The organism is Phocaeicola acetigenes, from assembly GCF_027529745.1.
GTDB lineage: Bacteria > Bacteroidota > Bacteroidia > Bacteroidales > Bacteroidaceae > Phocaeicola > Phocaeicola acetigenes.
The window spans coordinates 71055-82932 of sequence record NZ_JAPZVM010000007.1; the positions used below are offsets into that span (position 1 = coordinate 71055).

Sequence of the window (11878 nt, forward strand, 5' to 3'; positions counted from 1 at the left end):
CTTTATACTAGTTCATCCGAAGTATATCCTTGTGGCAGGTTTCGGCAGTTGTATCCCGAAGCCATAATTTCCCCGTATGCACCGGCAGAACGCAGTGCAATGAGGTCTCCTCGTTTCACCTTATTCAAGTCGATTGCTTTACCAAACACATCCGATGATTCGCAGATAGGTCCTACTACGTCGTATGTTTCTACAGCTTCTTCGGAAGTGATATTTTCAATTTTGTGATATGCCTGATAGAGTGCAGGACGAATCAGGTCGGTCATACCACCGTCTACAATAGCAAACTGCTTGTTGGTACCTTGTTTTACATAAACCACCTTGGTGATGAGGCTACCACATTGTCCTACTACTGCGCGTCCCAATTCGAAATGCAGGGTTTGCTGTGGGCGCAGACGCAGGTGTTTATGATAAGTAGCAAAATACTCGGCAAAGTTAGGGATTGGCTGACGGTTAGGGTGTGCGTAGTCTATACCTAAACCACCACCTACATTGATATGTTCTACAATGATTTGGCGTGCATACAGTTTCTCCTGCAATTCATTGATACGGTTGCAAAGAGCTACAAAGTCTCCCATGTCCAGAATCTGTGAACCAATGTGGAAATGCAAACCTACAAAGTTGACGTTTTTCATTTCCAAAGCGCGGTCGATGATACCATCCATATCTTTCATGCTGATACCGAACTTGTTTTCAGCCAAACCGGTAGTAATATTGGCATGTGTATGTGCACCTACGTCTGGATTGATACGGAAAGCTACGCGAGCTATTTTACCTTTCTTTTCGGCCAGCTCATTGATAACTTCCAATTCGGGTACCGATTCTACATTGAAGCAGAAAATATCATAGTCTAACCCCAAATTGATTTCCCAGTCGGTTTTACCAACTCCGGCATATACAATCTTGCTGGCAGGAAATCCTGCTTTGATAGCGGCTTTGATTTCTCCTCCGCTCACGCAGTCTGCCCCCAGTCCGCTTTCACGGATAATGCTCAATACCTTAGGATTTGCATTGGCTTTTACTGCATAATGTACACAATATTTGCTATATTTTCCTGCTTCAGTTTTTATTGCTTGCAATGTGTCGCGCAGCAGGTTGGCATCATAATAATAAAAAGGTGTTTCTAGTTCCCTGAATTTGTTAATCGGAAATGTTCCTTTCATACTTGTTTAGTCTTTATATATTATAAGTGAAAAATAAAAGCGGATGACGCGGCTTGAGTGAAACCGTACCATCCGCTTATGTCAATGAGGGATAATCAATTATTTATGATTAAATAATACGTCGCTAAGTGACTGTAATGCTTTTTTCTTATCTGATTCACGAATCAGGAAAGAAATGTTGTAATTGCTTCCGCCGAAAGAAATCATACGTACCGGAATATCTCGCATGGCATCCAAAGCTTTTGCTTCGAAACCTACGTTTTCCCATTCCAAATCACCTACTACGCATACGATACACATATCGTGGTCTACAGTTACAGTACCGTATTTCTTCAAGTCATCGATGATTTCATTCAAATGCTTGGTGTTGTCTATCGACATTGATACACCTACTTCCGAAGTACAAACCATGTCGATGGCAGTCTGGTAGCTTTCAAAAATTTCGAAGACTTTACGCAAGAATCCGTGAGCCAATAACATACGGCTCGATTTGATTTTGATAGCTGTAATATTATCCTTTGCTGCTACTGCTTTGATTTTACCTTTTTCAGTGTCGTTTGAAATCAGTGTACCTGGAGCTGCAGGTTCCATAGTGTTGAGCAAACGTACCGGAATATTAGCGTATTTAGCAGGCTGTACACAAGTTGGATGCAAAATCTTAGCACCGAAATAAGCCAATTCTGCAGCTTCTTCGAAGTGCAACTGACGTACCGGAGAAGTATGGTCAACAATACGTGGGTCGTTGTCGTGCATACCGTCGATATCTGTCCAAATCTGAATTTCAGATGCATTGACAGCCGCACCAATCAATGAAGCGGTATAGTCGCTTCCTCCACGCTGCAGGTTGTCTATTTCTCCATATGCATTGCGGCAGATAAATCCTTGAGTAATGTAGATTTCCTGTCCGGGATGTTCTTCCAACTGTACGGCAAGTTTTTCGCGGATGTATGTAAGATCCGGTTCACTGTTCTTGTCTGTGCGCATGAATTCCAATGCAGGCAATAAAACAGCTTTTACCCCCTGTTCGCACAGATAGTTGGTAACCATATTTGTAGAGATGATTTCACCTTGTGCAAGGATTACTTTCTCTTCAAATAAAGTAAATAAATCTTTTGTAAAAGAACGGATATAATCGAATACAGATTTTACAAATTCTGATGTTTTCTGTTTATATTCTTCGGTAGAATAAAGTTCCTCGATGTGCTGTTTATATTTGGCTTCCAGCTTGTTGATGACTTCGTTTGCACCTTCGGGATTCTTTTTATAAAGATAATCCGAAATTTCAACTAAGGTATTTGTCGTACCTGACATTGCAGATAAAACTACAATTTTCTGTTCACCGTCAGTAATCAATTTGGCAACATCCTTCATTCTCTGAGCAGAGCCTACCGATGTTCCTCCAAACTTTAAAACTTTCATTTTCTTGTTCCGAATTTTTAATTGTTCTATAATAATTTTAGCGTACAAATATAGTGATAAAATGAATACAAACTCTTTTTTATCAATAAAATGTACGATGGTTGACTTTTTTTATAAATCACTAACCCCTTGTAGCTTGTGCTGTTCACATCGATATACCTTTCCCGGATATTCTGTGAGAAAACTCAAGTTGTGGGTTGTCATGATAATAGCTGAGCCTTGTTGGCAGATTTGGTGCAGCAACTCAACGATTTTATTGCCTGTTTCTATATCCAGATTTCCTGTGGGTTCATCGGCAATGATGATTTCAGGTTTGTTGAGGATGGCCCTTGCTATGACAATACGTTGCTGCTCTCCTCCCGATAATTCGTTAGGCATCTTATATCCTTTATTGCTCATTCCTACTAATTCCAGAACTTCCTGTATACGGTTGCGTATGTCGGTCTTGTTTTTCCAACCGGTGGCTTGGAGTACAAACTCCAGATTTTCGTATACAGAACGGTCTGTCAACAGCTGGAAATCCTGAAAAACGATCCCCAACTTTCTGCGTAAATCAGCTATTTGTTTTTGTTTGATAGTACGCATGTTGTAGCCTAATACAGTAGCCTCTCCTCCGGCAATGTCCAATTCGCCATAGATAGTTTTCAGAAAAGTTGATTTACCTGTTCCTACTTTTCCTATCAAATAGATGAATTCTCCTTTGTGTAATTCGAAATTTACCTGATTCAAAATACCAAGGGCCTGCTGGTTGATATCTACTCCTTTATAAGAGATGAGAAGTGTTTCTTCCATGTATACTGAATTTGATTAATGCTTCTTCCAGTTTTCACTATGACGCTCTTTCAATTCCCGTGCAAGATCTTCGATACGATAACCTTTAGAGGTAAGCAATACGATGAGGTGATAAAGTAAATCGGCTCCTTCGTAAATGAGTCGTTCATCTGTGCCGTTGCATGCTTCGATGACAGTTTCTACAGCTTCTTCACCTACTTTCTGTGCCATTTTGTTGACGCCTGACTGAAACAGACTAGTGGTATATGATTTCTCCGGCATCTCTTCATGACGTTTGTCGATGAAATCTTGTAACTCTTTCAGGAACATGATGTCCTGTTCATTCTTTTCTCCCCAGCAAGTATCACTTCCAGTATGACATACCGGTCCTTCGGGGTGTACTTTGATGAGAAGAGTATCATTGTCGCAGTCAGACTGTATAGATACTACATGGAGAAAATTTCCACTTTCTTCTCCTTTAGTCCACAGACGGTTTTTAGTACGGCTGAAGAATGTTACTTTATTGCTTTTTACGGTTTTACGGTAGGCTTCTTCGTTCATAAATCCCAGCATCAGTACTTTCTGGGTATAATTGTCCTGAATGATGGCCGGAATCAATCCGTTCATTTTCTTGAAATCGAGTGTCATAATGTGTTCTTTTTAAATTCTTACATTGATACCTTCTGAGCAAAGATATTGTTTTAATTCGGGAATTTTTATTTCTCCAAAGTGAAAAACACTGGCAGCAAGTGCAGCACTGGCTTTTCCTTCTGTAAAAGCTTCTTTTATATGTTCTTTGCTGCCGGCTCCTCCCGATGCGATAACAGGGATGGTCAGTCGTTCACTTAATTGAGCCAGCGCAGTGTTAGCATATCCCTGTTTAATGCCATCGTGGTCCATACTGGTAAACAGAATTTCTCCTGCTCCCCGTTCGTTGGCTTCGTGAGCCCAGGTAAATAGATCCAAATCTGTTTCTATTCGTCCTCCATTCAAAAAACATCTCCATCCATGCTCGGTTTGGCGGGCATCAATGGCGACAACGCAAACCTGTGAACCGAAATGTCTTGCTATTTCGTCAATCAGTTGTGGAGTACGGATGGCTGAAGAGTTGATGGAAATCTTGTCGGCACCTGCATTCAGTAACCGTTCTACATCCTTTAACTCGTGAATTCCTCCTCCTACTGTAAAAGGGATATTAATCTGTGCTGCTACCTGTTCCACAAGATGTGTAAAAGTCTTCCTGTTTTCATGGCTGGCGGTAATATCCAGATATACCAACTCGTCTGCTCCTTGCTCGCTATATATGCGTCCTAATTCTACAGGGTCGCCTGCTTGTCGGAGATTGATAAAGTTGGTACCTTTTACAGTTTGTCCGTCTTTGATGTCCAAACAAGGGATAATTCTTTTGGCTAACATATTATATGTATTGTTTTCAAACGTTTATAGGTAACGGCTTAACTCTTTGATGGAAATACGTCCTTCGTATAACGCTTTTCCGATTACTACAGCAGGAACACCTATCTCGTGTAACTTCAGAATGTCATCTATACTACTGACTCCTCCACTAGCTATTAGGTAAAGGTCTGGGTAAGCCGACATAATTTGCTGGTAGAGTGCTGTAGAAGGTCCTTCCAACATTCCGTCACGGCTAATGTCGGTACACAATACTTTTGAGATACCTTTGCTACGGTAGTTTTCCAAGAAAGGCATCAGTTCTTGTGAACTTTCTTCTTTCCATCCAGCAATGGCAATTTTTTCGTTTTTTACATCAGCCCCAAGGATAATTTTTTCGTTTCCATATTGAGTAAGCCATCGTGAGAAAAGCTCCGGTTGTTTCACGGCTACACTACCCAATGTAACCATTTGAGCACCATTGTCAAATGCGATGATGAGATCTTCGTCGCTTTTTATACCACCTCCAAAGTCGATGACAAGAGAAGTACGGCTGGCTATTTGCTCTAAAATGCGATAGTTGACTACATGATGAGAAGCTGCTCCATCTAAGTCGACAATATGCAATCGTTTGATGCCATAAGATTCAAATTCTTTGGCTACTTCTACCGGGTGAGTATGATATATCTGTTTTGAAGAATAGTCACCTTGTGATAAACGTACACATTTTCCATCTATAATATCAATGGCTGGGATAAGTTCTATCATGGTTATTTGTATTATATAGTTATATTATAGGTTTAAGAAATTGACAAGAATCTGTTCTCCTGTCTTTCCGCTCTTCTCAGGGTGGAATTGTGTTGCATAAAAATTATCTTTGTGTAAAGCAGCACTAAACGGCAGGATATAATCGGTCTGGGCAGCGGTATATTCATTGACCGGTACATAATAGCTATGTACGAAGTATACAAACTCATTATCTTCCATCCCCTTAAACAGGTCACTGTCTAAATGTGTAAGTGTATTCCATCCCATATGAGGAACTTTGTCTTCTTGCTGGGTTGGAATAAAGCGCTTGACCGGTGTATGAAAGATTCCCAAACAATCTGTATTTCCTTCCTCCGAATAATCACACATAAGCTGCATTCCCAGGCAAATACCCAATACCGGTTGCTTCAGCTCTTTGATTAGCTGGTCTAAGTGCTGGGAGCGCAAATAATTCATAGTTGTTTCCGCTTGTCCTACTCCCGGAAAAATAATTTTATCGGCACCGGATATAACTTCTTTATCGGCAGTAATCAGAGCTTCTATACCCAAACGCTGTAAGCTGTGCTGTACAGAAAAAATATTTCCGGCATTGTATTTGATAATTGCTACTTTCATGATGTTATATTCTTTCTTGGGATATGCGTGCAAAAATAACGAATTATTGTATATTATCTAATATTAATAACATAAAGTTCGTTATAGTAGTATTTAATTAGTAAAAATGCCACTGATTAGGCTATGCCGTATGGTTGGGATGAAAATACTTTTGGATGGGAGTAAGAAGCTTTTATGAAAATATATATGATGTATTTTGTTGGGTAAGTCTTTGTTTATTTGTACTTTTATTCCTAATAAATAAATTTAAAGTGATGAAAGTATTGGTTGTAGTAGATATGCAGCACGATTTTGTGGATGGAGCCTTAGGAACTTCTGAAGCAAAACAGATTGTAGAAAATGTGAAAAAGAAAGTAGAGTTGTATTGGAGTGTGGGAGATAAAGTGATATATACCCAAGATACGCACGCCACCAATTATTTGCAGACACAAGAGGGTAGAAACCTGCCGGTAGAACATTGCTTGAAAAATTCTTGGGGATGGGAGATTCTGTCTGAAGTTTATAAAACGGGTGCTCCTGTCGTTGAAAAGAAAGGATTTGGTTCTTTGGAACTGTCGGATATGATTGCTGGCATAGGAGAAGTAGAATCTATCGAACTGGTGGGTTTGTGCACAGATATCTGCGTCATATCCAATGCGATGATTTTGAAGTCCCGTTTCCCGGAAATACCGATATCGGTCGATGCATCCTGCTGTGCAGGAGTTACCCCAGAGAGTCATACCAATGCCTTACGTGCCATGCAGATGTGTCAGATTCAGGTAATGTCATGATTTTAGGGTAAATCAGTTTCTTGAAAAGAAGTGCTTTAGGTAGATTGAATATAAATTCCTATCTTTGCGCTGTTTTTTTAAAGAGCAACGATCTATGGATGTAAAGAAACTGACGCCGATTGTAAATAAACCGAATGGATGGGCTTTGATGCCTCTTGTTGTATTCCTATGCCTTTATCTGGTGATATCGCTGATAGTCAATGATTTTTATAAGGTGCCTATCACCGTTGCGTTTCTGGTTGCATCTGTTTATGCTGTTGCTGCTACAAAAGGGCTGAGCCTGAACGACCGCATATTGCAGTATTCGCAGGGAGCTGCCAATAAGAACATCATGCTGATGATATGGGTGTTTATTCTGGCAGGAGCATTTGCTCACTCGGCTAAGGCAATGGGAGCGATTGATGCAACAGTAAATCTGACGTTGATGCTGTTGCCTGATAATTTACTGTTAGCCGGTATTTTCATTGCGTCTTGTTTTATTTCTCTTTCTATAGGAACTTCCGTAGGAACCATTGTGGCCTTAGTACCGGTGGCAACCGGTATTGCTTCGAAGACAGGAGTCGATATGGCTTTTATGACAGCGTTGGTTGTGGGAGGTGCTTTCTTTGGCGATAACCTTTCTTTTATCTCTGATACGACAATTGCGGCTACCCGAACACAGGGATGTCTGATGAAAGATAAATTCCGGGTAAACTCTATGATTGCCATACCAGCTGCTTTGTTGGTTTGTATTTATTACATCATATATGGAATGCATATTGAAACAGTGAACGAGGTACAGCAGATTGAGTGGGGAAAGGTGTTGCCTTATCTCATTGTACTTGGCACTGCAGTGATTGGAGTGAATGTAGTCCTTGTTTTATTGTTGGGACTTATCTCTACTGGAGTGATTGGTATGATATACGGACAGTTTGATTTGTTCAGTTGGTTTGGGGCAATGGGAAGTGGAATTACCGGTATGGGCGAACTGATTGTCATTACTTTGATGGCAGGGGGAATGCTCGAACTGATTCGTTTTAATGGAGGAATAGATTATGTGTTGCATTGTCTTACGTTGCGTGTAAAAAGTAAACGGGCTGCCGAATTAGGGATTGCTGCTTTAGTAAGTTTTGCGAATGTATGCACAGCCAATAATACTATTGCCATCATTACAGTAGGTCCATTAGCAAGCAATATCGCAGAGCAGTTCCGTATAGACAAGCGAAAAAGTGCCAGTCTTTTGGATATTTTTTCCTGTGTAGTACAAGGACTTATTCCATATGGAGCACAAATGCTTTTTGCAGCAGAATTAGCCGGACTTTCTCCTATTAATATAATGGAGTATTTATATTATCCGATGGTATTGGGAGGAGTGGCTTTATTGAGTATTTTGTTCCGATATCCTAGACGCTATTCTTAATCTTTTTGTTTTTAAACCGACCGGTTGGTTTAAAAAACAAAAGACATTGTTTGTTATTTTAAAAAAATATACTACCTTTGCACCGCAAATAAGGATGGTTCCGTAGCTCAGCTGGATAGAGCAACGCCCTTCTAAGGCGTGGGTCCTGCGTTCGAATCGCAGCGGAATCACAAAAGCTTTACAATCACAAGGATGGTTCCGTAGCTCAGCTGGATAGAGCAACGCCCTTCTAAGGCGTGGGTCCTGCGTTCGAATCGCAGCGGAATCACTGAAAAAAGAGACAATTCTTTCTGTTTGGGAATGGGTGGTCTCTTTTTTCTTTTTATGTGTATTATTAAATTTAATATCTTTATCACTTCACAGTAGATTATTTCAGTTTTTATATAAATAAATCTAGAGATGGTTACATATATAACAAAAGGGAATATCTTCAAACTTGCCGGAGTACATGCTTATGCGCACGGGTGCAATTGTGCTGGAGCTATGGGGAGAGGTATTGCTGTACAGTTTAAAGAGCGTTATCCGGAAATGTACCGGGAGTATTTACGCAGGTGTAAAGTCGGAGAATTTTGTCCCGGAGACGTTTACTTGTATAAGAATGGGAAAGAGGCTGTCTTTAATTTGGGTACAGAAAAACATTGGAGGCTTGGGGCGGAACTTTCTTTTGTGGAACAATCGTTGACGGGTATGGTAGAGTTGGCGAAAGCACATCATATCGATCGGATAGCATTACCCCGTATCGCAGCCGGTTTAGGAAAATTGGATTGGGAAGAAGTAAAAACAGTTATCAATCGGGTAGCGGGAGATGAGGCTGAGGTTGAGCTACTTGTTGTAGAGGAATATGAGCCTTAAGAGAATGCTATTTTAGAATTTCTGTTTGCGTATGTAAAGGGAATCGTTTACTTTTGTTTACTCTAAATATTAGATAACTATGAATACATTTGAACACATTCTTTGTCAATTTCCGGAAATCGGTACCGTGAAAGAAGTTGCTCCTTTGACTTCCGGTATTATTAATCAGACTTATTTGGTAAAAACAGCCGAACCGGCTTCACCCGATTATATTTTGCAACGTATCAATCATCAGGTCTTTACTGATGTTCCTCTTTTGCAGCATAACATAGAACTGGTAACCCAGCATATCCGTCGTAAGCTTGAAGAACGTGGTGAAAAGGATATAGACCGGAAGGTATTACGCTTTGTTCCGTCTGCTGCAGGAGCGACTTACTTTTTCGATGGAGAAAGTTATTGGAGAGTTTCTGTATTTATTCCGGATTCGGTTACTCAAGATGCGGTTACACCGGAATCTTCTTATCTGGTAGGATTGAAATTTGGTGAGTTTGAGGCAATGCTTGCCGATTTGCCGGAAACTCTGGGAGAAACTATTCCCGATTTTCATAACATGGAGTTTCGTCTGCGCCAGTTGAATGATGCAGTAGCAGCTGATGCTGCAGGACGTCTGCACGAGGTAAAAAGTCTGGTAGATGATATACTTCGTGATGCCGAAGAAATGTGCTGTGCGGAGCGTTTGTATAGGGAGGGAAAATTACCTAAACGTGTTTGTCATTGTGACACCAAAGTAAGCAACATGCTTTTCGATAAAGAAGGAAATGTGCTTTGTGTTATTGATTTGGATACCACAATGCCCAGCTTTGTCTTTTCCGATTTTGGTGATTTCCTTCGTTCGGCAGCCAATACCACCCGTGAAGATGATCCTGATATAGAAAAAGTATCTTTCAATCAAACTATTTTTGAGGCTTTTGCAAAAGGATACATCGAATCGGCCAAAGCTTTTCTTACTCCCTGCGAAACAGAATTGCTGCCTTATGCGGTAGCATTGTTCCCCTACATGCAGGCAGTACGCTTTCTTACAGACTATATAAATGGAGATACCTATTATCGTACTGATTATCCGGCGCACAACCTGGACCGTACCCGCAATCAGTACAAACTGTATTGTGAAGTACAGAAGGCTATGCCGGCCATGAAGCAGTATATCGCTTCGCTTCTATAAAGATTTTGTATGTTGTCTACAGCCCTGTTCTGGCGGTATAGATAAGCTTAAAAAACGCGACTTGTATCGTGAGCTCACGTTACTTGTATCGTTGGCTTCTGTGACTAATCACGTAAGCTTACGATACAAGTAACGTTTTTTTAGTCATTAGACCGATTGAGAGGAGTCGTATCCATCTTCCGAAGAATGCGTGGAAACTGCATGGCAAATATGGCAGTACAGCAGATGGCAGCTACTGCATCGGAGATTCCTTCTGCAGCAAAGACTCCGGTCATACCCATAAAACGTGGAAGCAGTAATGCCAGGGGAACTAGCAGAAATACTTTGCGGAGCAAGGCGATAAATACGGATACTTTAGCCTGTCCCAGTGCGACGAACATATTCTGACAAGCTCGTTGAAGTCCGAATATGGTCATACCTGCCAGGAAAATAGGCATGAGTTGGGATACGGTTTGGATGAGTCTTTCATCGTTGGTAAAGGATGAGGCAATGGTTGATGGAAAAATAATCATGCACACAACTGATACGCAGTTGAAAGTAAACATTACCGTAACGGCTACTTTGAAACAGGATTTTACGCGTTCGCGATTATGATGCCCGTAGTTGTAACTGGCTACAGGAACAAAGCCTTGTGCAAAACCGGTCAGTGGTACACTGACAAACAGCATCGCACTCTGCATAATGGCTAGTGCACTGATGTAAATGTCACCGTATGTCTTTAAGGTTCCGTTCAGGACAAAGCCAACCAAGCTTTCTGTGCTGGCCATAATAAAAGGGGATACACCTAGGGCTAAGATGGAGAGAATTACATTCCAGTTCAGTTTCATGTATTTTCGTTCCAGTCGGAGAGAGGCACGCGAAGAGGTGAGAAAAGAAAGTACCCATATTGCACTACAAGCTTGAGAAAGTATCGTAGCCAGAGCAGCTCCCTTTACCCCCATCTGAAAGGTGAAAATAAAAAGTGGATCGAGAATGATGTTGAGTAAGGCTCCGATGAGAACCGAGTACATGGCAATAGTCGGACGTCCCTGGGTATTGATAAAGGGATTTAGTCCTACAGATACTTCCACAAACAGAGTGCCCAAAAGATAAATGGACAAGTAATCCATTGCATAACCGATTGTATGGTCGGAGGCACCTGTAAAGCGTAGAATCGGTTCCATGAACAGATAAGTCAATCCGGAAGTGAGAACCGTAAAAATAAGCAGTAGTACAAATCCATTACCCAAAATTCTTCCGGCACGCACACGATCGCCTTGCCCCAAAGCAATAGCGGCCAGTGGAGAGCCGCCAGCCCCTACAATAGCCGAAAATGAGGAAATAAGAATTATAATGGCTCCAGTTACTCCAATGCCGGCTAAAGCATCAGTTCCTATGTGGGGAATATGCCCGATATAAATCCGGTCTACAATGTTGTATAATAAGTTCACTAACTGAGCAGCTACAGCCGGAAGTGCCATCTTGAAGACAAGAGGTAGTATCCGGTCTGTACCTAAACGTTCCTCGTATCGGTTGTTCATGTGATTACAGTTTACTTTATATTTTCCTTATCTGTCTCATCTGATGG

General features: G+C 41.1%; 12 protein-coding genes and 2 tRNA genes. 6 read left to right on the forward strand and 8 right to left on the reverse strand.

What is annotated here, in order from left to right:
- Positions 1-2: 2 nt before the first annotated feature.
- From lysA to hisH, 7 genes are all read right to left on the reverse strand, one after another.
- On the reverse strand, positions 3-1163 hold the full coding sequence (gene lysA / locus O6P32_RS09275) for a diaminopimelate decarboxylase (RefSeq protein WP_269878172.1): 1161 nt from the start codon (positions 1161-1163) through the stop codon (positions 3-5).
- A gap of 99 nt (positions 1164-1262) precedes the next feature.
- Entirely contained in the window at positions 1263-2582 is a 1320-nt protein-coding gene (locus tag O6P32_RS09280; RefSeq protein WP_269878173.1) for an aspartate kinase, read from the reverse strand.
- Positions 2583-2693: 111 nt separating this feature from the next.
- Entirely contained in the window at positions 2694-3374 is a 681-nt protein-coding gene (locus O6P32_RS09285; RefSeq protein WP_269878174.1) for a cell division ATP-binding protein FtsE, read from the reverse strand.
- A gap of 15 nt (positions 3375-3389) precedes the next feature.
- A complete protein-coding gene (gene hisIE, locus O6P32_RS09290; RefSeq protein WP_269878175.1) occupies positions 3390-4001 on the reverse strand; it encodes a bifunctional phosphoribosyl-AMP cyclohydrolase/phosphoribosyl-ATP diphosphatase HisIE in 612 nt (203 codons plus the stop codon).
- A 12-nt stretch (positions 4002-4013) separates the two neighbouring features.
- On the reverse strand, positions 4014-4769 hold the full coding sequence (gene hisF / locus O6P32_RS09295; protein WP_269878176.1) for an imidazole glycerol phosphate synthase subunit HisF: 756 nt from the start codon (positions 4767-4769) through the stop codon (positions 4014-4016).
- Between the two features lie 24 nt (positions 4770-4793).
- Entirely contained in the window at positions 4794-5513 is a 720-nt protein-coding gene (hisA, locus tag O6P32_RS09300; RefSeq protein WP_269878177.1) for a 1-(5-phosphoribosyl)-5-[(5-phosphoribosylamino)methylideneamino]imidazole-4-carboxamide isomerase, read from the reverse strand.
- A 24-nt stretch (positions 5514-5537) separates the two neighbouring features.
- On the reverse strand, positions 5538-6128 hold the full coding sequence (gene hisH, locus O6P32_RS09305) for an imidazole glycerol phosphate synthase subunit HisH (protein WP_269878179.1): 591 nt from the start codon (positions 6126-6128) through the stop codon (positions 5538-5540).
- A 254-nt stretch (positions 6129-6382) separates the two neighbouring features.
- On the opposite strand from hisH, the gene O6P32_RS09310 reads away from it, so the two are divergent.
- From O6P32_RS09310 to O6P32_RS09335, 6 genes are all read left to right on the forward strand, one after another.
- On the forward strand, positions 6383-6898 hold the full coding sequence (locus O6P32_RS09310; protein ID WP_269878180.1) for a cysteine hydrolase family protein: 516 nt from the start codon (positions 6383-6385) through the stop codon (positions 6896-6898).
- A 94-nt stretch (positions 6899-6992) separates the two neighbouring features.
- A complete protein-coding gene (locus O6P32_RS09315) occupies positions 6993-8297 on the forward strand; it encodes a Na+/H+ antiporter NhaC family protein (RefSeq protein WP_269878182.1) in 1305 nt (434 codons plus the stop codon).
- A gap of 96 nt (positions 8298-8393) precedes the next feature.
- Positions 8394-8467, forward strand: a tRNA-Arg gene (locus O6P32_RS09320).
- Between the two features lie 24 nt (positions 8468-8491).
- Positions 8492-8565 (forward strand) — tRNA-Arg (locus tag O6P32_RS09325).
- A 131-nt stretch (positions 8566-8696) separates the two neighbouring features.
- Positions 8697-9149 (forward strand): macro domain-containing protein, encoded by a 453-nt coding sequence (locus O6P32_RS09330; protein WP_269878183.1) that lies wholly within the window; start codon positions 8697-8699, stop codon positions 9147-9149.
- Positions 9150-9228: 79 nt separating this feature from the next.
- Positions 9229-10311: a phosphotransferase enzyme family protein gene (locus O6P32_RS09335; RefSeq protein ID WP_269878184.1), complete on the forward strand. Its 1083-nt coding sequence runs from the start codon at positions 9229-9231 to the stop codon at positions 10309-10311.
- A 140-nt stretch (positions 10312-10451) separates the two neighbouring features.
- On the opposite strand, the gene O6P32_RS09340 is transcribed toward O6P32_RS09335, so the two are convergent.
- Complete coding sequence (locus tag O6P32_RS09340; RefSeq protein WP_269878185.1) at positions 10452-11831, reverse strand: MATE family efflux transporter; 1380 nt, start codon at positions 11829-11831, stop codon at positions 10452-10454.
- Positions 11832-11878 lie beyond the last annotated feature (47 nt).

Coding starts and splice junctions, on each gene's coding strand:
- hisIE (WP_269878175.1), bottom strand. CDS start 4,001: ATGACACTCGATTTCAAGAAAATGAACGGATTGATTCCGGCCATCATT.
- O6P32_RS09280 (WP_269878173.1), bottom strand. CDS start 2,582: ATGAAAGTTTTAAAGTTTGGAGGAACATCGGTAGGCTCTGCTCAGAGA.
- O6P32_RS09285 (WP_269878174.1), bottom strand. CDS start 3,374: ATGGAAGAAACACTTCTCATCTCTTATAAAGGAGTAGATATCAACCAG.
- hisA (WP_269878177.1), bottom strand. CDS start 5,513: ATGATAGAACTTATCCCAGCCATTGATATTATAGATGGAAAATGTGTA.
- lysA (WP_269878172.1), bottom strand. CDS start 1,163: ATGAAAGGAACATTTCCGATTAACAAATTCAGGGAACTAGAAACACCT.
- O6P32_RS09310 (WP_269878180.1), top strand. CDS start 6,383: ATGAAAGTATTGGTTGTAGTAGATATGCAGCACGATTTTGTGGATGGA.
- O6P32_RS09315 (WP_269878182.1), top strand. CDS start 6,993: ATGGATGTAAAGAAACTGACGCCGATTGTAAATAAACCGAATGGATGG.
- hisF (WP_269878176.1), bottom strand. CDS start 4,769: ATGTTAGCCAAAAGAATTATCCCTTGTTTGGACATCAAAGACGGACAA.
- hisH (WP_269878179.1), bottom strand. CDS start 6,128: ATGAAAGTAGCAATTATCAAATACAATGCCGGAAATATTTTTTCTGTA.
- O6P32_RS09330 (WP_269878183.1), top strand. CDS start 8,697: ATGGTTACATATATAACAAAAGGGAATATCTTCAAACTTGCCGGAGTA.
- O6P32_RS09340 (WP_269878185.1), bottom strand. CDS start 11,831: ATGAACAACCGATACGAGGAACGTTTAGGTACAGACCGGATACTACCT.
- O6P32_RS09335 (WP_269878184.1), top strand. CDS start 9,229: ATGAATACATTTGAACACATTCTTTGTCAATTTCCGGAAATCGGTACC.